This window comes from Actinotignum sanguinis (assembly GCF_030230305.1).
GTDB lineage: Bacteria > Actinomycetota > Actinomycetes > Actinomycetales > Actinomycetaceae > Actinotignum > Actinotignum sanguinis.
In genome coordinates, this window is record NZ_JASPCQ010000004.1 from 1 (window position 1) to 21949 (window position 21949).

The window sequence follows — 21949 nt, forward strand, 5'->3', positions numbered from 1 at the left end:
GCTGGCACATCATCCGAGTGGGTGGTCATCGCCCACTGCTTCTCAAAAGCTTCGTGATCTTCGTACACATAGGACTTCGTGAAGTCCTTCTTAATCATTTTTGCGTAGCGATGCAGGTACCACACCACCACGATGGCGCCCACGATACAGCCGCCCACGCGCCAGATAATGCCGTCCGTGAAGGGGATACCTGCCGCGTTGGAGGCGATCACCACGGAGAAGGGGTTGATGGTGGAGAAGGTGGTTCCCATCGACCCGGCCAGGAAGATGGCGCCCACGCAGATAATCGAGTCGTAGCCCATCGCCAAGAATATTGGTACCAGGATTGGGTAGAAGGCCACCGCTTCTTCTTCCAGGCCGCACAGCGATCCGCCTACCACCATGAAGACGGCAACCGCGAAGACGAGGAGGAATTCGTGGCCCTTAGTTTTCTTCGTCAGCGCGATGAGCCCTGACTCGAAGGCACCTGTTTTCCTCACCACCCCGATCAGGCCACCGAGCACGAAGATGAAGACCATAATGTCTACCGCTTCGATCGTGCCGTGCACCATGGCGACCGGAATATCGGCAACACTGGCCGGGTTCTGCTCGAGGGATTCATAAGATCCCGGAACCGAAATCGGCTTATTGAGGGCCCCGGAGGTGAACTGGGAGATATCAATATCCATCCCCAATTCGCTCAGGGTTTCCTGGGTACCCGGATATTCGGTGGTATCCCCGTGTGGGCTCAGCACCGAGAAAGTGCCGGTATCCGAACTGTAGCTCAGCTTCGCGTAGGAGCCTGCCGGCACCAGCCACGTGGCGATAGCCGCCACGATGGTGAGGAAGAAAAGAATCGTGAAAGCGCCCGGAATCGTAATACCGCGCCGCTTCTTACGTGTCTTTTTCGCACCGGAATCGCCGTCATTGGAATCGCCACTGCCGGCGGTTACGGCTTCGCTTTCGTTATCCGCGACGACGACGCCCGCAGCGTCCTCCCGGCCGCTGCGGTGTTCGCGCCCGTCCGGGGCGAGGTTGTTATCCATGCCGCCGGCCCCATTGCCGGCTGTGGCATCGTTTGTGCGTGTTGTCATGATTGTGTCCTTCGGACTTAAGCGATGATCGCGGTGCCGCTCTCCCCGGAAATACCCTGTTCGGCCTTTTCCAGAGAGGTAATAATGGCGCGCTTGCCAGCCACGCCGTCCACGAATTCGAGGCAAGCCTCCACCTTGGGCAGCATGGATCCGGGGGCGAATTGTTCTTCCTCGATGTACTGGCGGGCCTGAGCCACCGTCATTTCGCGCACGTCGCGCTGAGTGGGCTTGTTGAAATCAATGGCAACGGCCTCCACTGCGGTGAGGATGAGGAGCGTATCGGCATCGACCTCCCGTGCCAGCAGCGCGGCGGTGCGATCCTTATCGATCACGGCCGCAACTCCGCGGTATCCTGAGCCTTCCTTAACCACCGGGATGCCGCCGCCACCGGCCGCGATCACGATGGTGCCTGCCGCCACGAGGGAGCTAATAACATCGCGTTCCACGATAGAGACGGGGAGCGGGGAGGCCACTACCCAGCGCCAGCCGCGCCCGGCATCCTCCACGTATTTGTTTCCGGTTTCCTCCATGAGGGCCCGGGCTTGTTCTTCGGTGAAGAAGGCCCCGACCGGCTTGGTGGGGCGCCCGAAAGCGGGGTCTGCGGCGTCCACCTCAGTCTGGGTGACCACCGAAATAACGGGGCGGGCAAGCTGCCGTGCCGCGAGTTCAGCTTCGATGGCCTGCTGGAGGTGGTAACCGATATAGCCCTGGGACATGGCGCCGCATTCGGCGAAGGGAATCGACGGTGTTTCCCCTGCGGCCGCCGAATTATCTGTTGCTACCTTGATCATGCCTACCTGCGGGCCGTTTCCGTGGGTGACAACGACGTCATTGCCGGCTGCCACCAAATCCACGATGGAACGTGCGGTTTCCTTAATGAGTTCCAGTTGCTGCTCCGGGGTTTTCCCGAGTGCATTGCCGCCCAGCGCAACCACAATTTTTTCGCCGGCGGTCTGTGTATGTTCCTGTGTCATAATTCAGTCCTTATTTTGCGCGCGGGCGACGCGCCGCGGTGCGGCCCTGCTACCTGCGGCCAGCTCCCCGGCATCGTCGCCCGCGCTTATCTCGGCACGGCCGCGCGGGCGCGTGCCTGTACCCCCTAGGAGAGGGTTGCGTACATAACGGCCTTAATGGTGTGCATGCGGTTCTCCGCTTCGTCAAAGACGCGCGAACGCGGCCCTTCGAAGACCCGGTCTTCCACTTCCATTTCCGTCACCCCGAACTTCTTGGCGATCTCCGCGCCGATGGTGGTGTTGGTGTCGTGGAAGGAGGGCAGGCAGTGCATGAAGATCGCTTCCGGATCTGCCTTGTCCATGAGTTCCTGGGTGACGCGGTAGGCTTCCAGCTCGGCAATACGCGAGGCCCACACCTCGTCCGGTTCGCCCATGGACACCCAGATATCGGTGTAGAGCACGTGGGCGCCGGTGGCGGCCGCCGCAGCATCTTCGGTGAGCGTCACGCTGCCGCCAGATTCCGCCGCGAGTTCCTTGCAGGTATCCACCAGCCACTCTTCGGGCATGCGATCCTTCGGGCCGCAGGCCACGAAGTTGAGGCCCAGCTTGGAGCAAACCACCATGAGCGAGTTCGCCACGTTATTGCGCGCGTCCCCGAAGAACACGAACTTCTTGCCCTTGATGCCGTCCTCGAAGTTTTCCTGCACGGTGAGGATATCGGCGAGCATCTGGGTGGGGTGGAAGAGGTCGGTCAGGCCGTTCCATACCGGCACGCCGGCCTTGGCGCCCATTTCCTCCACGAGTTCCTGGGAGAAGCCGCGGTATTCGATACCGTCGTACATGCGGCCGAGCACCCGGGCGGTATCCTCAATGGATTCCTTCTTACCCATCTGGGAGCTGCCCGGATCCAGGTAGGTCACTCCCATGCCCAGGTCCATGCCGGCCACTTCGAAGGAGCAGCGGGTGCGGGTGGAGGTCTTTTCGAAGAGCAGCACAATATTTTTGCCTTCGAGGTAGCGGTGCGGGGTACCGCTGAGCTTGAGTTCCTTGAACTGCGCGGACAGACGCAGCAGGTAGCGGATTTCATCGGGCGTAAAATCGAGCAGCTTGAGGAAATTGCGTCCGCGGATATTGACAGCCATTGTCGTTCCTTTCCTAGCGCGGTCCGTGGTCCCGTTCGGGCAGACCGGCCAGCGGTAACGGGGTCATCTTCGGCCCCTGGGATCACTGTTGGCTGTCCAACCCGTACCCGCCTCGCGGCGAGAGGATCATGTCCCGGCCCCGGTTCCCCGGGGGTTGTTTTTACTGTGCATGATCTGGGTCACGTGCGCTAGGAAAGCGCGGGTGGAGTGCGGGTGGAACGTGGTTTAGCTGCGTTTTTTCGGCACTAAACCCCACTAAACCCGCGTATTTTCGCGCTTTATTCGCCCTCGCTGAGCGCGGCGCGGTAGAGCTCATTCGTGCGCAATCCGGTGCGAGCGGCCACGAAAGCGGCGGCATCTTTGCGGCGCAGGCCGAGCTGACACAGCTGGGCGACGTCGCCCACGGCCCGCGTGCGCGCCCGTTCCTCCCTTTCGGTCACGCTACTTCCGGTAACGACGACGACGATCTCCCCGAGCGCACCATCCGCGAAACGCTGCGCGAGTTCGGCCAGGGGCCCGCGCACAATTTCCTCGTGCGTCTTAGTGAGTTCACGGCATACCGCAGCTTCGCGCTCACCGCCGAACGCGGTGACGAAATTGGCGAGGGTGGCCCCGAGGCGGCGCGGGGATTCGAAGAAAATCATGGTGCGCTCTTCACTGGCCAAGGCCGCGAGCGCGGCGGCTTGTTCCCCGGTTTTACGCGGGAGGAATCCTTCGAAAGTAAAACGGTCGGTGGGAAGGCCGCTGGCGACAAGCGCGGTGAGCGGGGCGGAAGGCCCGGGAACCACCGTCACGGGAATACCTGCTTCGCGGGCGCGCACGACCAGGCGGAAACCGGGGTCGGAAACGGCGGGCATTCCCGCATCGCTGACCATGAGAACCCGAGCACCGGCGCGAGCCAGGTCAATGAGGTGGGCGCCGCGTTCGGCTTCATTATGTTCGTAATAGGAGAGCACCTGGGCGTTCACCTCGATGCCGAGGCGCGCGGCGAGCTGGTAAAAACGGCGGGTATCTTCCGCGGCCACGGTATCGGCCCGCGCAATTTCGGCGCGCAGACGCGGCGAGGCATCGGCGTCGTTTCCAATGGGGGTGGCGGCAAGAACAATTCCCGCGTGTTGACCTGTGCTCATTCTGCTATTCTGCCACGCGCAGCACTACGGCGCGGGCGCCTAGTTATCGATAGAATCCGCACGTGAGCGAAAAACGAAGCGAACCCATCGGGCGACTCCCGCGCGAGTGCGCGGAGCGCTATGAAGACGAGCTGCGCGGCCGGCTCGGGCTGGCCCCGCGCGGATTAGAGTGGCTCACCCGCGCCGAAAAACGGCTGGGGTGGTGGGTGACCGGAGCGGTTACGCTTATCGCCGCGTTCACCAGGTTCTTCCGCCTGGGCTTCCCCGACCGCCTCATGTTCGACGAAACCTACTACGTCAAAGGCGCGAATTCGCTGCTGCGCCTGGGCTACGAAGTGGATTGGCAGGGCGGCACGGAGTTCGACACCGCTTTCGCCACCGGCGACTTCTCCCATACCTCACCGGCCGGCGACTACGTGGTTCATCCTCCGCTCGGGAAATGGATCATGGCGGTCGGCCAGGCGATTTTCGGGGAAACTTCCCCCTTCGGCTGGCGCTTTATGGTGGCGCTGGCCGGCACGCTCGCGGTGGCGCTGCTGGTTCGCATCGCCCTGCGCCTCTTCCTCAACCCGTGGCTGGCCGGGGTTGCCGGGATCGCGATGGCCCTGGACGGCATGGGGATCACCATCTCCCGTATCGGGATCCTCGATAACCTGCTGGCTTTCTTTGTGCTGGCTGGATTCTGGGCGCTGCTGCGGGATCGCGATTGGACCCGGGAGCGCCTAGCCCACCGGGTTGCTACCGGGCCGGTGCGCGCGGATGGGCGCCCGGTTGCCTGGGGCCCGCGGGTGTGGTGGCGCCCGTGGATGCTGGCCACCGGGGTATTCCTCGGGCTGGCCTGCGGGGTGAAATGGTCCGGGATTTACGCCGTGGCGGTTTTCGGCCTGGTGGCCTTCGCCTGGGGCATGGCCGCCCGTCACGCGGTGGGGCTGCGGCTGTGGGGAGGTGCCGCGGTTTTCCAGGAGGGAATCCCCGCTTTTATCCACCTGGTTCCCACCGCCGCGGCCACGTACGTGGCCTCCTGGTTCTCCTGGTTCCGCGATAGCCGGTCCTGGGGGCACGGCTGGGCGGCCGGCGTACGCGAAAGTACCCCCGAGGCTCTCCCCTTCCCCTGGCTCCCCAATTCTTTCAACGACCTGGCGCATTATCACAGCCAAATGTGGGACTTCCACAACGGGCTCTCCACCCCGCACACCTACCAATCCTCGGTCTGGCAGTGGTTTGTGCAGTGGCGCCCGGTCTCTTTCTGGTGGCCGAGCTCCGAAGAAATGGCCGGGCAGTGCCCAAGCGGCGAGCGTTGCGTGCAAGCGGTCACGTCGGTGGGTAATCCGGTGGTGTGGTGGCTGGCGCTCCTCGCCCTTGCCGTGGTGCTCTGGGTGGCCTTCACCCGTTTCGACTGGCGCGCCTGGGCGATTGTGAGCGGCTATCTTGCCATGGCCGCGCCGTGGTCACTGTATATGGACCGCACCATTTTCCAGTTCTACGCCATCGCTTTCCTCCCCTTCGTGGCCCTCGCCCTCACCTACGGCCTCGGCTATATCACCGGTGCGCTCGGTGCCCCGCACGCGCGCGGATGCGGGAGCGTGCGCGCGGATTTATACGACGACGGCGCCTGGGGCCACGCGGACTTCGTCTGGGATAAGCCGGTTGGGATATGCGCCTCTCCGGTGCGGTGGTGGCGATGCCGGATAGGCCGCCGCACGCTGACGGCGTGCGGCGTCGTCGTCGTTCTTATTGTGCTGGCGGCGCTGTTCTGGTACCCGATCTGGACCGGGCAAACCGTTTCCTATGAGTTTTGGCGCCTGCACATGTGGCTACCTTCGTGGATTTAGCGCGGGTGGGCACGGCGCAAGCGCGCACCTGGCGATGCTCGCATTTTCGGACAACGTTCAGAAACTTTCCAGAATCGGCGGGCATGCTACCCGATGTGACCGGACCACCGCGGCGGCCGTGGCGGCGGCTAGGTGCGGAGTGAGGAAAGGACGTTTCACATGACAGATGAGTGGCGTAATGACGCGGGCGAACCGGGCGCGCAGCAGCCGAATGCGAACCATGCCGGCCCGGGTCAATCGCACGTGAATCCGAGCCAGCCCGGTGCAAACCAAGGCGGAGGCGCGCAAAGTGCGTGGGCGCAGGCTGGCAGCTCGCAAGGTGCGTGGACGCAGGCCGGCGGCGCGCAATCGACTAGCTACACGAATGCGTACCACTACCCCAGCGTTCCCTCCGCAGGGTATGCCTCCGCGCAGCCGCCTTATCCGAGTGGCTACCCCGGCGCCTCCCAGCAGCAGTACGGATACGGATACGGCTACGGCGGGCAATTCGGTGCCGGAACGCAATTCGGAGCGGCACCGCAGTTCGGCGGCGCACCGCAATTCGGGGCAGCGCCGGTTAAGCGGCGTTCGAAAGGCACCACCGCCATTCTTGTCATTATCGGTATGGTGGTCGCGCTGCTCGTGGGCACCGGGGTGGGGTATTTCGGCCTGGCTCCCGAACCGCAGGCGAGCTCACCTTCCGTCAAAGATCCCTTTAGTTTCCAATACAATGACGGACTGACCGCCCCGAACGACGGACGCCAGCAGGGCGGTGCCGAACCGTATATGCCGATCCCGCGGGATTTCCCCACCCAGCTGCCGGGCGGCAACCACGGTGCGGACGGGCCTATTGACCGGGGCGAAAAAGTTAGCCCGGCGGGTGTGGCCATTATTAATGCGCGGATGGGTTCCGGCATGGGGGCCGGCAGCGGGATTGTCCTCACGGCGGACGGCCAGGTGCTCACGAATTACCACGTGGTTATGGGATCGGATGCCATCCAGGTCGAGATCCCGGCAACCGGGAAAACCTATGCGGCCAGTGTTATCGGGCATGACGAGAAGCGCGACGTCGCCCTTTTGCAGCTCAAGGACGCTTCCGGGCTCACTCCGGCAAAAATTGCCAGCACCCCGGCTAAGCAGGGCGATAAAGTAAGCGCGGTGGGCAACGGGCGCGGCCAGGGCTATCTCACTGAAATTAAAGGCGAGGTGACCGGGCTGGGAATGGACGTGCGGGTGGCCACTGAGGATGGCCTGAGCTTTGACACCCTCAAGGATATGATCGTCACCGATGCCGATGTGGTTCCTGGTTATTCAGGCGGACCGATGATGAACGCCCAAGGCGAAGTGGTGGGGATGAATAGCGCGGCCTCGCAGGGCACCACGTCTGCCCAGGTGTACGGCTTTGCTATTCCTATCGAGCGCGCCCTGTCCATCGTGGAGCAGATCCGCGCCGGGAAGAGCGACGATAACGTAACCGTGGGTAAGAACGCCGCCCTCGGAATTACCGTGGGGCTCAGTGAGCAAAGCCGCGTGACCGTGCTGGCCGTTGGCCCGAATTCCGGGGCGGCGAAAGCCGGTGTGAAGGAAGGCGATACGATTCTGAGCCTGGATGGGCAATCGGTTTCCAGCCCGGCCCAGGTCGCCAAGCAGGTACGCACCCACAAGGTAGGCGACACCATCACCCTGGAAATTTCGCGTGGCGGCGGGGCCCCGCAAACCATTGAGGTAACGCTGGGCGAATCGCCGGTGAACTAAACGGTCGGAGGCACCTTGGAGCCGTACTCCGCATAAAAGTGGACCACCGGATGCGGCCGGAATACCAGAAGGGGACCTGAACAGCTGAGCTGTCCGGGTCCCCTTCGGTGTTCCACATGGAGCGGCAGGCCGCTCCGGTCCTTCAAGACGCGGGTGTGTTCAGGCCCGCGGCCTTGGAGCCTTTACTTCGAGGCGAGGCGGGCGCCTTCCACGAGCGTTTCGAGCTTCGCCCAGGCGATAGACGGGTAGATGCGCCCGCCCAGGCCACAATCGGTCGAGGCGATCACGCGTTCGGCACCCACCAGCGAGGTGAAATGCTCGATGCGCTGCGCCACCAGCTCGGGATGCTCCACCACATTCGTGGAGTGGGAAACGACGCCCGGGATGAGTACCTTGTCATCCGGCAGGGCAATATCTTCCCAAATCTTCCATTCGTGAGCGTGGCGGGCATTGCCCGCTTCGAAAGTCAGGCCGCGGGCCTTCACCTTCAAACACAGATCCACGATATCCCGGAAGGGAATATCGGTGGTGTGCGGGCCGTGCCAGGATCCCCAGCATACGTGCAGGCGCACAAGCTCCGGATCGATGCCTTCCAGGGCGTAGTTGATCGCTTCAATACGGCGAGCCACCCAGGTGCGGTAATCGGCAACGGCCGGTTCCGGATTGACCTGGTCCCAGCCTTCAGCCAGCGAGGGATCGTCGATCTGGACGGTCAGGCCGGCATCGGTGATGATCTTGTATTCCTCGTGGAGGGCATCGGCCATCGCGGTGAGGACTTCATCTTCCGACTTGTAATGCGTATTGGAAATACGCGCCGCAGACCCGGGAGACAGCGCCGCGATAAACCCGGAGGATGCATCAAGCCCATTGGCCTTGAGTGCCTTGAGGGTAAGGTCGACGTCGCGCTGGGTTTGTTCGGCACCAATGTAGGTCACGGGGCCGGTGATGGTGGGCATGGCCACTTCCTGGCGCTTGGCCTGGTGAATTCCCGATTCCGGATCCGTGTAGGCATCCTTGAAACGCTGCCAATCCCGGCGCTCATCGAAGGGAACGAGCTCAACCGCTCCCCCACCCGCGGTAGCCGCCGCGTGGAATTCGTTATCCGTGAATTCCAGCCCGCCCAGGCGCGAGAATGAGTACCACCACCAGGAACCGTAATTAGTTACTTCGGTCATGACGTGGCCGTATTCGCCGTCGTTAATAATATCGAGGCCGATATCCTTCTGGCGCGCAACAACGCCAGCAACTTCTGCGTCGAGCTTTTCTTTGAATTCGGCGTCGCTAATCTGGCCGTTTTGGTGTGCTTCGTTGGTCGCGCGCAGCGAATCGGTGCGCGGAAGGGAGCCGACATGAGTGGTCTTGATCTTCGTCATTATAAAGTCCTTTGTACTGGGTGTGGTGATGGAGATCGGTCCGACTCAGCGTATCCCATCAACGATACGACGCCGCAGCGGCGGGTGCTCAGTGAGACGTAACGGACCGGGGCGAGACGTCCTCGCGCGCGGAATCGCCCGAAGGCCAAGTGGAATCCGCGCTAGCCCAGCATTCGCATTCGGGCGGCGGGCATCGTCATGGCAGAGCGAGGATCATTGAGAACCATGGTGCATCCTTTCCGTCCGAATCGGAGCGCCGGGGCCGTGCCGCCGGCGTTTCTTTGAGGTAGTGCCCCTTGTGGGCGCCTACCTCCAGTAGCCTAGAGGGAATTATTAAGCCACGTCAACTTGTTGCCCACTATATGAGATGAGAGTTCTTGGACAGGGTAGCGCAGGGGCAGCACAACAAAAACAGAACGGGCCCGGGTAAAAACCCGGACCCATTCCGCGTGAAACGATGAAACAGTTGAGGATGAATAACCTAATGGCAACCAGCCTCGGAACTGTTTTTAGTGCCAGAGGCAGGTTTGCTTAGGCAAACTTGCGGTAGGCCACGAAGGCACCACCGGCCAGGAGGAGCAGAGCAGCCCCACCAGCAGCCGCACCGGCGTCAACACCGGAGTTGGCCAGCTTCTTGGCGTCGGCCTTCTTGACTTCCTTCTTGGGGTCAGCCTTCTTCTCAGCCTTAGGATCAGCCTTCTTCTCGGCATCCTTCTTGGGATCGGCCTTCGGCGCGGGCTTTTCAGCCTTCGGATCCGCCTTGGGGTCAACCTTGGGGGCCTGGCCCTTCAGAGCGTCAAGAGCCTTCTGGGCAGCGTCGAGTTCGGCGACGGCCTTGTCGTAGGCATCCTGAGCCGGACCAACACCCGGGAAGGCGTCAAGAGCTTCTTCAGCGTAGCTGAGGGTGCCCTTCTGGATCTCGATGTAACGGGGGGTATCAGCGATATCGGTCTTAATTTCTTCCACCGTGCGGAGACCAGCAACGCCCGCCTGTGCGGTGTTCATGGCATTCTTGGCATCAACCATAGCCTTCTGAAGCGCCTCATCGTTCATGTTGGCTTCGAAAGCTTTGCGAGCTTTATTGTAATTCTCCTGGGCGGTAGCCAAAGCCGCGTAGGCAGCCTCAGCCTTCTCAAGTTCCGCGGGAAGTCCAGCATTGACAACTTCAAGTTCAGTCAGCTTAGCCTTCGCGTTCGAAACGGCAATTTCGAGCTTTTCAAGTTTTTCGGAAGCGGCCTTCACTTCAGCTGCCGCGGCATCAACCTTAGCCTTGGCATCAGCAACAGCCTTTTCAGCCGCCGTGGTATCGGCAGCGGTCACCTGCGGTGCATCAGGCGCGGCAGGAGCAGCGTAAGCTACACCCCCCCCCCCGCGGCGAGCATGACACCAAAGGTAGCGCCAGCCACAATCTTCTTCAACTGCATGTCTACTCCTATAAACGTATGTCCATGGCATGAATTCCTCAGTAAAGGCTTTATCGACCGATCCCATTCGCCAGCCGTGCACTCCACTGAGCACCTGCCACAACAGTCACAATACTTTATTGCGCTCTATTAATATACGGGAATGATGAGATTTTCGGAACTCTGTGACCACCGCCACTCACGGTGTTTTTTCCTTTTAATTTCGCGCCATATTAACATTCCGATTTTATTTAAGATATGCATTTGCCCAGCTCAAAGATTCATCAATGGAATTAATATACCTTTGTATTCAACTTTTCGACCAAAGTCCCGTCCAGCCCCCTCAGCAACCTCACGCCTTTAGCCGGGCCGGGTACACCCGCCGCGTGACTATGCACGTAGCGACGTCTGCCCGGCACCTCCCCGGATCCCTCCCCAGATCCCTCCCCGGATCCTTCCCCTGCCCGCACCCACACCGCTCAGCGCCTCCGCGCCTACTCCGCCCCCACTCCGTCAGAACGCGTCCAGCGCACCTTCGCACCTGTCCACATAGCCCACAATTCCCCACCCGGGCGGTGAAGGCGATAAGCTCAAGGCGCTAATGCAGCACATTCCTCACATATCGGGAAAGACCTCTATGTCCACGAATTCCACGCCGGCTCCGTCCGGCACTCCGGCGCCGGGAACGCCGACTACCAGCGCACCCGCAGCAACCGGCACCCACGCCACTACCCACGCAGCCCACCTGCACCGAGATCTGCACAATCGCCATATCCAGATGATCGCGCTGGGCGGGGCCATCGGAACGGGCCTCTTCTACGGCTCAGCCTCCTCCATCAGCTTGGCCGGTCCGGCTATCCTCTTCGTCTATCTCATCGGCGGATGCACGATCTACCTTGTTATGCGCGCCCTGGGTGAAATGAGCGTGCACGAACCGGTGCCCGGCGCTTTCTCCCATTACGCCTATACATACTGGAGCCCGCGCGCCGGCTTTATCTCGGGCTGGAATTACTGGTTTAACTACATTTTCGTGGCGATGTCGGAACTATCCGTCGTCGGCCTCTATATCAATTACTGGTTCCCGGCGGTCCCCACGTGGCTCACCGCCGCGTTCTGCCTGGTCTTCATCACGGCCGTCAACCTACTCGGGGTACGCGCCTTCGGTGAATTCGAATTCTGGTTCGCGCTCGTCAAGGTCATCGCAATTATCGGAATGATTGTGCTGGGCATTCTTGTGCTTGTCGTCGGGCTCCAAGAACCTCACCAGGTCCCGCCCGGAACCTCTTTCGCCGAGCTGGTTTTCCCCAACGGCCTCAAAGGCGCGACTTTCGCTTTCGTCGTCGTTATGTTCAGTTTCGGCGGCATCGAACTCATCGGCATCACCGCCGGTGAGGCAGACGACCCACGCCGATCCATCCCACGCGCCATCAACCTGGTGATTCAGCGCATCCTCATTTTCTACGTGCTGTCGCTCGCCATTATTATGGCGGTCATCCCGTGGCGCAGCATCGACGGGCACGCCAGCCCCTTCGTCCAGATTTTCGACTCGGTAGGGATCACCTTCGCGGCCCATATCCTCAATTTCGTGGTGCTCACCGCGGCGCTCTCCGTCTACAATTCCGGACTGTACTCCAACGGCCGCATGCTCTATTCGCTGGCGCAACAAGGTAACGCCCCGCGTATTTTCGCCACACTTTCACGAGCGGGCACGCCGTACGTGGGGATTCTGACCTCCTCGGCCGTCACCGTCGTGGCAGTGGTTGTGGTCTTCGCTTTCCCGAACTTCGCATTCGGGTATCTGCTTTCCATCGCCCTCATCGCCGGGATTATCAACTGGACAATGGTCATGATCACCCAGCTGAAATTCCGCGCCGCGCTCGGCCCGGAACGCGTGGCGAGCCTCGCCTACAAGCTCCCCGGCGGCCTAGCCTCCAGCATTTTTGTACTGGTGGCGCTGGCGGCCTGCGTGGTGCTCATGCTTTTCCAAGACGCCTACCGGGTGGCAGTTTTCGTGGGTCCGGCCTGGCTGCTACTCCTCACCATCGCGTACCAGGTGAAAGTTTCGCGTGAGAAGCGCCATGCGCGCGCATAGTTCTTAAAGAGTACGACGACGGCCGGGGCGGGATGCGGATGCATCCCGCCCCGGCGTATCTGGCCCGCGGGAGATTGGGCTATCCGCGGCCGCTCGGGGCCGCTCGGGGCCGCGGGAGTCAGGGATTAGAATTCACCGTCGATAGGCGAATTAGCCACCACCTTGATATTGACGAATTCGTGAATACCCAGGTCAATGAGCTCATGCCCATAGCCGGAGTTCTTCACGCCGCCGAAGGGGATATCCGCCGCGACCGCGGTGGGATGGTTGAGATAGACCATCCCGGTATCCAGCCGTGCAGCTACCTGCTTGCCGCGTTCCAGATCCTCGGTGAAGACCGAACCGCCCAAGCCGTACGGGGAATCATTGGCGAGGGTAATTGCCTCTTCTTCGTCCTTGACCCGGTAAATCTGGGAGACCGGCCCGAAGAATTCCGTATAGCGGCACCGGGCGCCCGCGGGGATCTCCGTGAGGATCGTGGGCTGGAAGAAGTTACCGTGCTCGGGTAGCTCAATTCCCGCTTCTTCAGCCTTCGCGCCTTCCGCAATAGCTTCTTCCAGCTGCTTGGCCAGATCACGCTTCGCTGCCGCCGAGGATAGCGGTGCCAAGGTGGTTTCCCGATCCATCGGGTCCCCGGCCTTGAGCTGCTTGACGCCTTCCCGGTACTTCGCCAGGAATTCGTCATACACAGCATCCACAACGATCATGCGCTTGGACGAGCAGCACACCTGCCCGGCATTCCAATGCCGGCCGGTAACCGCCCACGCAACCGTCTTATCAAGATCAGCATCCTCGAGCACGATAAAGGCATCAGCCCCGCCCAGTTCCAGCGTGGACTTCTTAATGTACTTGCCGGCAAGCTGCGCGATGGCCGCGCCTGCCACTTCCGAGCCGGTAAGCGCGACCCCGCGCACGCGCGGATCAGCCAGCACAATCTCCGACTGGTCATGGGAGAGGTAAAGATTCTGGAAACAACCTTCGGGTAGGCCCGCTTCGCGGAAGATCTCCACGAAGGTTGCCGCCGATTCCGGAACGATGGAGGCATGCTTGAGAATAAGGGTATTGCCGGCGAAAAGCTGCGGGGCAGCCACGCGGACAATCTGGTAGTAGGGGAAGTTCCACGGCTCCACCATGAAGAGCACCCCGAGGGGCTGGAAGAGCAGCTGCACGGAGTCCTTCCCGTATTTATCCGAGGGGAGCGTGCGAGTGGCAAGATACTTCTCACCATTGCGCACATAGTCCTCAAACATCGCGATACAGATATCGACTTCCGCTTCTGCCTCCCCGATCACCTTCCCCATTTCCTTGGTGATAATCGAGGCGTATTCGGTGCGGCGTTCGCGCAGCAGATCAGCGGCCTTCTGGAGCACCTGCGCGCGCTGCGCATACGGTGTTTCCCGCCACTCCAAAAAAGCTTCATGGGCAACGTCAACTGCCTTCTTGACTTCTTCATCCGTGGCAGTGGGATATTCCTTGAGTAGTTCACCGGTGTACGGACTCACTGTTTGGTACGCCATTGTTCAACCTCCGCGTATCGGTGCGAGCAGACCCGCGGCCCACCCGCGTAGTGGATAAATTCGATGGGCTTCCCGGCGCATCCCGCGCGCCTCATCCCCTGCGCGAAAGCGCATATACCGGGATGTAGGGCCGGGTAGGGAGGCGACGGCGCTTCGCTACCCGCGGGAAGAGAGCAGTTATATTGTTATGACGGGAACGCGGAATCTCCCGCGTTCCTACCTATTACTCTACCTATTTTTCAGCAGATGTGAGCGGTTTCATACCTCTGGGCGAAATGTGACAGCCCCGGGACCCTTGTCCCGAAGCTGCGTCGTCGTTCCTGCGCGCTAGGTGCCACAAGGTATCCGCCCGGCCCCGCCACGGGGATACGCCCCCTACACTAGGGACTATGAGTAACACTTTCCCCCAGGGGGCAGATATGCCCTCGGACCACTCCTTCAACGCGCCCGGCCCCGCCGGCACTCCCCTGCCCGGGGCTGCTGCAGGCACTCCCGCGGTACGCACCACTCCGCCGCTGGCGGCCCCGCTCGGCGTGCTGGCCGGTTCCATTATCGGTTTCATCGGCACGGCGCTGCACTTCTGGACCCTGCATATGAGTGCCGGCACCCAGTCGGAAGATTTCGGCGTCAAGCTATGGGAAGCCGATACGAAGTCGGTCGCTATTTTCATCACCATCGGCCTGGCCCTGGGTGCTATCGGCGCATTCGTAGGGCTGGTGCGGCAGGCGCCCGCCGCGGTGCGCAAGACGTGGTCCTCGGGCGGCATTGTCGGCGCGGTTATTGTGGCGATTTACCTGGTTATTAATATCAAGCCTTCGGATGCGGATACCATCATTGCCTACGGGCAGTCCCAGGGCGTGGATGTGGATATTGCTCCCGGCATTGGCTTCTATCTGCTCGCGGTGGCCGCCGTGCTCATGCTCGGTTTCGGTATCTGGCAAATCGCCAAAACTCCGGCCGCGGTAGCCAGTGCCCCGCAGCCCGGCCCGGTTCCCGGTGGCGAAGCGCCTTTTGCCGGCCAGGCCCCGCAGTTCCCACCGCAGAATTCACCACAATTCCCGCCGCAGAATTCCCAGAACCCAACGCAACCGCGCGACAAGGACGAGCAAGAACCGCAAAACTAGCGGCTCTTACGGTTAAAGGCCCAGCTCGAAGAGGTCGTTCGCTACCGTGATCACGCCTTCCTCCGCGTTGGAAGGCGCCACGTAGCGAGCGGCCTCCACCACATCGGGCTGGGCATTCGCCATAGCGAAGCTGAAGTGCGCGTGCTCGAACATGGGGATGTCATTATTGAAATCCCCGAAGCACAGGGTCTGCGCCGGGCTGATGCCCAGGCTTGCCTGGAGGCCGGCCAGGCCGGTGCCTTTCGTGGCTGCGGCGGGATTGACATCCGTCCACAGCTCGCCGCTGCGCACCACATCCACCCCCGGCCCGAGCGTTTCCAGCAGCGGGATGACGCGCCGGAGCGGGTCAGCGAAACTGAGCACCCCAATTTTGTAAATCCCCTCGGTATGGGGCATGAGGTCGGGAACAATCGCATTGGCGTGGTAATAGGCGAGGGTTTCGTCAAGAAACGCGGTGTCACTGCGTTCGGCGTAGGCTTTCTCCCCGCAGAGCACCGTGCCCACATCCTCCCCCGCCGCGCTGAGCTCACGCACGATCTCCACCACCCGTGCGCTGGTTTCCCGGGGCAGGGTGGTGATGGCCAGCGGTTCGCCGTCGCGGCGTACATTTGCCCCGTTCTCCGCAATAATTGGCATACCTTCCACGTGTGCGGAAAACATATCCGCCAGCGTCTGGTACTGGCGCCCGGAGGCCGGGCAGAAAATAATACCGCGTTCCCGCAGGCGCGCCACCAGCTCATTGCCACGTTCCGGAAAGATTTTCCCGGGCAGGAGGAACGTGCCATCCATATCAACGACGACGAGTTTCACGCTGGCGGCGGCCTCGCGCAGGAGGCTCAGGTCGGTAGGCGCGGGCTGCACGAAAAGCCTTTCTGCTAGTGCTACGTGGAGAGCGTTCTAGTTGTCGGAACCCGTGGCACCGGGAGTACCCGCGGCGCCCGTAGCACCCGCACCGGCGGCGCTGCCTGCGCCAACACCGGCCAGAGCCACCACGTCCGCACGGCTAGCCGTATAGCCTTGCGCACCCGAAGCCCCGGTAGCGATCGCACCGAGGGCGGTGCCCCAGCGGGCCGCGGTGGCCAGGGATTCACCCACGGCCAGGGCGGCCGCGAAAGCACCCACAAAGGCATCGCCCGCACCGGTGGTATCCACCACGTCCACGTGGTGAGCGGGCAGGGCGTCGGCCTTAACATCGGCATCGGGCAGGTAGGCGTCAATGTACTGGCAGCCGTGGCTGCCCAGGGTCACCACGATGGACCCGCCGTAGCGCAGGTGGAGCTGCTGAGCACGATCAGTCACCTTGGTTCCGAGGATGGTATCCGCTTCGGTTTCGTTAACGATAAGAACGTCCACGTTCTCCAGCAGGTGACCCACAGGAGCGGCCGGGGCGGCATTGAGCACCGTGGTAGCCCCGCGTTTCTTAGCTTCGCTCAGGGCTGCTGCCACCGCGGGTTCGGGAATTTCCAGCTGGCAGACCACAATATCCCCGCTCTGCACCGCGGCTAGGCGCTCCACCACATTCTCCGGAGTATTCGCGGCGTTCGCGCCGGCCACCACCACGATGGCATTTTCCCCATCGGCATCGGATTGGATCATGGCCTGCCCGGTAGGTTCACTCACCCGCAGCACCGCATCCATATCAAGATTTTCTTCCGCAGCGAGCTCAGCCGCAACGGCATCCCCCACAGCATCGCGCCCGAGAGCCGCCACCATAGTGACGGGGATTCCCATACGAGCCGCAGCAACCGCCTGGTTAAGCCCCTTCCCTCCCAGCGCGGTGTGGGAGCTGAGCGCAGAAATTGTTTCTCCCGGCTCCACAAAATTCTCCACCTTGAGGAAGGTATCGGAATTCATGCTTCCAACAACGAAAATGCGTGCCATGGATACACCCCGTTCTGTCTAGGCTCGTGCGCGGGCGACGGCGCCAATCGCGCGGCTCATTACCTCATATACTACCCGGAGCCGCTCCGTTTCCGGCGCGGATTTTATAGGTACGACGACGCGCGCGGCGCCTCGCGCCGCGCGGGGAACCCACCCGGCGGCCCGCTAAGCGCAATGCGTGGCGATATACTCGCGCACCGCTTCCGGATCGGCCGGGACCTCGGTGGAGCGCTGCGGGAGGGCCAGAAGCCCGGCAAGGCGTTCGTCCAGGTCAGCGGCCGCATCCCCCACCGCTTCGCGAACCGTATGGGCGAATTTCTCCGGGCGGGCGGTTTCCAAGGCGAGGACCGGGACCGTGCCGTCACTCAGGCGGCGCGCCACCGTGACCGCATCAGCGGTATGCGGGTCAATAAGAATCCCGCTGGTGCGGTAGGTCCACTCAATGGCAGCCAGGCGGTCCGCATGATGGGATGATGAGGCCGCGAAGCCGAATTTCTCCCCGAATTCCGGCAGATACGTGCGCATATCCAGAGTTCCGGTGGCGTTCAGCTGCTCCCAGGCAACCGGGAACTCCGCACCCAGCACCTGGTAGATGAAACGCTCCACATTGGACGCCTTGGAAATATCCATGGACGGGCTGGAGGTGGCGAATGTGTGCTCCCGCGAGCGCGGGGTGTAGCGCCCGGTGGTGAAGAATTCTTCCAGCACATTATTTTCGTTGGTGGCCAACAGCAGCCTGCGGATGGGCAGACCCATGCAGCGAGCCAGGTGACCGGCGTAAATATTGCCGAAATTACCGGAAGGCACACAGAAATCCACCTGGCTGGCCTCGGCTCCTTCCCCGCCGGCTCCACCGGGAGCGGGAGGTACGGCCGCGCCAGCGGCGGCGTCGTCGTTCCTATCCTGCGCGAAAGTGCCATCGGTATAACGCAACCACGCCCAGAAGTAGTAGACGATCTGCGCGGCGATCCGCCCGAAGTTGATGGAATTGACCGCTCCGATGCGGTAGCGGGTTTTGAAGTCGATATCCGAGCTGAGGGTTTTGACGATGTCTTGGCAGTCGTCGAAAACGCCATCGACGACGAGGTTGTGGATATTGGCGTCCTGGAGGGAATACATTTGGGCGCGTTGCACCGCGGACATCCGCCCGCGCGGGGAAAGCATGACCACCTGCACGCCCGGCTGGCCGCGGAAGGCGTATTCCGCCGAGGAACCCGTATCCCCCGAAGTAGCACCCAGGATAGTGAGGTCACGCCCGGTGGCAGCCAGCACGTAGGGAATGGCCTGGCCCAGGAACTGCATCGCGAGATCCTTGAAAGCCATGGTGGGGCCTTCCGAAAGGCCAACCAAGACCAGCGTGTCATCCACGCGGCGCAGCGGCACCCCGCCCGGGAAGTTCTGCGGGCTATAGGCGGCCGCGGTGAGACGCTCAAGATCCGCGGTGGGAATATCGGTAGCGTACAGGCCGATAATCGCCGCGGCTAGCTCCGGATAGCTCAGCCCGCGCCACGCTTCAAGCTGAGCGGCATCCACATGCGGGATGCTTTCGGGTACCACCAGGCCGCCGTCCGGGGCCAGACCGTCCAGCAGAATATCGGTGAAAGAAGCCGGTTCCATCCCGGAACGGGTGGAGATGAACTGCATGCTCGCCTTTCGCTGAGGGTGGGTGCGGGAAAAAGCGCCGCTCTCCCATCATAGTGGCTCCCCGCCGCTCGCAATACCGGTGGTCAAGCACAGCCAACCCGGCGCACACGGCTCGCGGCGCGCAGGGCTCGCGGCACGCAAGGCTTTTCATATCTCTTCACGAAGCCTCCAGGAAGTCTCCAGTAAGCTGAGAAATGCTAGTGCCTATCAGAAATTTTCCCGAAGACATGAAAGGTACCCGGTAGTGACCTTAGCTGGACGCGCGTGGCGTTACGTCACCCGAAAACATATCCGTACCCTCCTTCTTTTCGTCATCATCACGACCGTGGTAACCGTGCTGGTTTCGGCCGGGGCGGTGAAAACGGCATCGGCAGCGGCGGGCCGCGACGCGGAACGCACCCTGGGATCCGGTTTCGTGCTGGAGAACTCCCCCTATAATTCCGGTACCCCACGCGGGGGCGGGACGGTCAAACCCGCGGACGTGGAGCGCATCGCTGCCCTGCCCGGAGTGGATCGTTTCACCGCGCGCCAGGATGTGACCGCAGATCTGGTGGGCGCCAAGGTGGCCCGGCTGAACCGCCAGGAATACGATGCCAAGCGCGAGGCGCAACTCGGCAATGCCGTGAGCGTGCGCGGAGTAAGTGCCAGCGCGGATGAAACGAATATTCGCAGCGGCACCCTGGAGCTGGTGGCCGGACGGCACATCACCCGCGAAGATAAAAATAAGGCAATTATTCACGAGGATTTGGCGCGCCTCAACGGCCTGACCGTTGGCTCGAAACTCACCCTGCGCGGAAACCCTTATGATTACGACAATACGAAGAAATCAACCGCGGAAGTGACCGTGGAAATTGTGGGGCTGGTGCGCGGGGATAACCCGCAACCGGCCGCGCGCCGCCTCGAACTCTTCGCCAACGCGGTCTACACGGACCTCGCCACCACCCGCGCGCTCTACGCCTACACCCCGGAAACGGAGATTTATCAAGACACCACTTTCTTCGTGGCCGAGGGCGCCGATAGCGAAGCGGTGATGAATGAGGCGCGCGGCCTACCTATCGATTGGCGTAACTATCAGCTCACCCGCACCTCTCAACTGCTTACCGGTATCACCGGCGCGGTGGCCGGGGTGCAGAGCGTGATGACGGGCGCGATTATCACGACGACGATCCTCGCCCTCGCGCTCCTCAGCCTGGTGCTGGTGCTCTGGCTGCGCGAGCGCCGCCGCGAAACCGGGGTGCTGCTCGCTATCGGCACCTCGAAACTGAAGATTCTGGGCCAATACCTGGTGGAGCTGATCTTTATTAGTATCCCGGCGGCAGCAGCCGGGGTGGCCCTCAGTACCGTTGTTGCCCAGCGGGTGGGAACGAGCGTGCTCGCCTCGGTGAAGAAGTCGGGAATGGAGGAGCTCACCTCGCAGGCCCCGCTGGGTGGCGGGGTGGATGTCACCACGGCCACGCGAACCTTGGATGATCTTGCGGTCCAGTTGGGTGCGGGTACGACGACGCTCGCCCTGGCCCTCACCCTCGCCGTGCTCATCGGGGCAACCGTGCTGGCAGCTCTCCCGATGCTGCGCACTTCCCCGCGCAAACTGCTGGTGAGCGCGGCATGAGTGGGGTAACTCCCGGGAGTGGCCAGACAGGTGGTCACCCGCCACAGGGGTCCCAGCACCCCGTGCCCATGAGCGCGGGACGGCGTGCCGGGCTCGCGCTGCGGCGCCGCCCGGTCCGCAACGCCCTACTTTTCGTGGTCATCAGTTTGATTTTTACGGCGCTGGTGGCGCAGGCCGGGGTGCGCGGAGCGATGGGCCAGCTACGCACCGCTATTGATGCCCAGGTGGGAGCCGGTTTCGTTGCGAGTGCACCGGCCGGTTCGCCCAGTGATGCGGATGGCGCGTCTGCCGGAGTACCGGAGAGCGCGCCGGGCGATACGCCGGGCGATGCACCGGGCGATGCACTGAGCAATGCGGTCCCCAGCGATAGCCCCAACACCAACCCCGGCGATAATCCGCTGACACAAGCCGCGCCCACTCTGAGTCCGGACCAGGCCAGCCAGCTCGCGGCGCTGCCAGGGGTGACAAGCACTGCCACCGAGCAAGATATTTTGGCCACTCCGGTTGGAGCCCGAGCGGTGGCCACCGCGGGCGGGGTGCAATTGGATGCCGGCGTCGTGGGGGCGGTGACGGTGACCGCGAGCTCGGATCCGGCGCGGTTCCCCGCTTTCGCGGCCAAGCTCTACCGGCTCACGTCCGGAAAGATGAACAGCGGCGCGGAACCGGGCGCCCTCATCCACCGTGATTTCGCGGAAGCTAATGGCTTGCGGCTTGGCGATGATTTGCGGCTGCGCGGCCCGGCCGGCGAGGTCACCCGCACCGTCACCGGGATTTTCGACGGCACTACCCCGAATCCCTCCGGGTTGCCGGCAAGCGCAGCCGCGAATCGTATCCTCGTGGATAGCGCGGCGGGCGGCGAGCTCAGCGGGGATGCGGGCGCCACCCGAGTGCGGTGTTTCACCGCGAGCGCGAGCGAGTTACCCGCGAGCCTGGCCGCGGCCCGTGCCGCGCTTCCTGACCTTACTTATGAGCACAATGCCGCGAGTTTCAGTGGGGTGCTGCGCGCGGTGGATAGCGTGGAAGGACTGTTGAGTGCGCTGCTCAGCGGTGCCTGCGCGGCCGGAGTGGTGATTGCCGCAGCGGTGTTGGCTCTCTGGGTGCGCGGGCGTATGCGGGAAATTGGGGTCTTGCTTTCGCTCGGGCAGCGGCGCCGGGCGATTGCCGGCGGTTTCGCGCTTGAGTTGGGCGCGCTGGCACTGGCTGGCGGCGTCGTCGCTATTCTTGCGGGGCGCCAGCTCACCGCGCTGGTGGGGCGGGCCGTTGTGGACGGCGCGGCACCGGGCGCGCTGGCCGGGTTACCTCCGGTGGCGGTGAGCGGCGCGGATATTGCGTGGGCGCTGGGTATCGGCGCCGGGATTCTTGCCATGGCGCTGGCGATTGCGCTGTTTCCGATTTTGCGCCGGTCTCCCCGGCAGATTCTTTCGTCACTGAGTTAGGAAAAG

General features: G+C 62.4%; 16 protein-coding genes. 6 read left to right on the forward strand and 10 right to left on the reverse strand.

What is annotated here, in order from left to right:
- The 4 genes from QP828_RS03255 to rsmI form a co-directional block, all read right to left on the reverse strand.
- A partial coding sequence (locus tag QP828_RS03255) for an SLC13 family permease (protein ID WP_349018019.1) occupies nt 1-1073 on the reverse strand: 1073 nt, incomplete at its 3' end.
- Nucleotides 1074-1090: 17 nt separating this feature from the next.
- A complete protein-coding gene (gene arcC, locus QP828_RS03260) occupies nt 1091-2047 on the reverse strand; it encodes a carbamate kinase (RefSeq protein WP_284891259.1) in 957 nt (318 codons plus the stop codon).
- 125 nt (nt 2048-2172) lie between these two features.
- On the reverse strand, nt 2173-3168 hold the full coding sequence (gene argF / locus QP828_RS03265) for an ornithine carbamoyltransferase (RefSeq protein WP_016443245.1): 996 nt from the start codon (nt 3166-3168) through the stop codon (nt 2173-2175).
- 278 nt (nt 3169-3446) lie between these two features.
- Entirely contained in the window at nt 3447-4298 is an 852-nt protein-coding gene (rsmI, locus tag QP828_RS03270) for a 16S rRNA (cytidine(1402)-2'-O)-methyltransferase (RefSeq protein WP_016443246.1), read from the reverse strand.
- A 62-nt stretch (nt 4299-4360) separates the two neighbouring features.
- Here rsmI and QP828_RS03275 point away from each other — a divergent pair, with 62 nt between their 5' ends.
- Together QP828_RS03275 and QP828_RS03280 are read left to right on the forward strand one after the other, a co-directional pair.
- Nucleotides 4361-6130: a dolichyl-phosphate-mannose--protein mannosyltransferase gene (locus QP828_RS03275; RefSeq protein ID WP_016443247.1), complete on the forward strand. Its 1770-nt coding sequence runs from the start codon at nt 4361-4363 to the stop codon at nt 6128-6130.
- A gap of 159 nt (nt 6131-6289) precedes the next feature.
- Nucleotides 6290-7864, forward strand: a complete 1575-nt coding sequence (locus tag QP828_RS03280; RefSeq protein WP_016443248.1) for a S1C family serine protease — start codon at nt 6290-6292, stop codon at nt 7862-7864.
- Nucleotides 7865-8046: 182 nt separating this feature from the next.
- On the opposite strand, the gene QP828_RS03285 is transcribed toward QP828_RS03280, so the two are convergent.
- On the reverse strand, nt 8047-9237 hold the full coding sequence (locus tag QP828_RS03285; RefSeq protein WP_016443249.1) for a cobalamin-independent methionine synthase II family protein: 1191 nt from the start codon (nt 9235-9237) through the stop codon (nt 8047-8049).
- Between the two features lie 531 nt (nt 9238-9768).
- Nucleotides 9769-10557, reverse strand: a complete 789-nt coding sequence (locus QP828_RS03290) for a hypothetical protein (RefSeq protein ID WP_016443250.1) — start codon at nt 10555-10557, stop codon at nt 9769-9771.
- Between the two features lie 720 nt (nt 10558-11277).
- Here QP828_RS03290 and QP828_RS03295 point away from each other — a divergent pair.
- Nucleotides 11278-12732: an amino acid permease gene (locus tag QP828_RS03295; protein ID WP_016443252.1), complete on the forward strand. Its 1455-nt coding sequence runs from the start codon at nt 11278-11280 to the stop codon at nt 12730-12732.
- Between the two features lie 125 nt (nt 12733-12857).
- Here QP828_RS03295 and QP828_RS03300 read toward each other — a convergent pair whose 3' ends face one another.
- Nucleotides 12858-14249, reverse strand: a complete 1392-nt coding sequence (locus tag QP828_RS03300) for an NAD-dependent succinate-semialdehyde dehydrogenase (protein WP_274734386.1) — start codon at nt 14247-14249, stop codon at nt 12858-12860.
- A 389-nt stretch (nt 14250-14638) separates the two neighbouring features.
- Between QP828_RS03300 and QP828_RS03305 the strand changes: the two genes are divergently transcribed.
- Nucleotides 14639-15373 (forward strand): hypothetical protein, encoded by a 735-nt coding sequence (locus tag QP828_RS03305; RefSeq protein ID WP_155875993.1) that lies wholly within the window; start codon nt 14639-14641, stop codon nt 15371-15373.
- 12 nt (nt 15374-15385) lie between these two features.
- Here the strand turns inward: QP828_RS03305 and QP828_RS03310 are convergent, their stop codons facing one another.
- The 3 genes from QP828_RS03310 to QP828_RS03320 form a co-directional block, all read right to left on the reverse strand.
- Nucleotides 15386-16234, reverse strand: a complete 849-nt coding sequence (locus tag QP828_RS03310; protein WP_016443255.1) for a Cof-type HAD-IIB family hydrolase — start codon at nt 16232-16234, stop codon at nt 15386-15388.
- Between the two features lie 36 nt (nt 16235-16270).
- The gene (locus QP828_RS03315) at nt 16271-17254 is read right to left on the reverse strand and encodes a ribokinase (protein ID WP_016443256.1); all 984 of its coding nucleotides are present in this window, start codon (nt 17252-17254) and stop codon (nt 16271-16273) included.
- A 165-nt stretch (nt 17255-17419) separates the two neighbouring features.
- Nucleotides 17420-18898 (reverse strand): threonine synthase, encoded by a 1479-nt coding sequence (locus QP828_RS03320; RefSeq protein ID WP_284891260.1) that lies wholly within the window; start codon nt 18896-18898, stop codon nt 17420-17422.
- 244 nt (nt 18899-19142) lie between these two features.
- Here QP828_RS03320 and QP828_RS03325 point away from each other — a divergent pair, with 244 nt between their 5' ends.
- Nucleotides 19143-20507, forward strand: a complete 1365-nt coding sequence (locus tag QP828_RS03325; RefSeq protein WP_284891261.1) for an ABC transporter permease — start codon at nt 19143-19145, stop codon at nt 20505-20507.
- A 68-nt stretch (nt 20508-20575) separates the two neighbouring features.
- On the forward strand, nt 20576-21943 hold the full coding sequence (locus tag QP828_RS03330; protein WP_284891262.1) for an FtsX-like permease family protein: 1368 nt from the start codon (nt 20576-20578) through the stop codon (nt 21941-21943).
- Nucleotides 21944-21949: the final 6 nt, after the last annotated feature.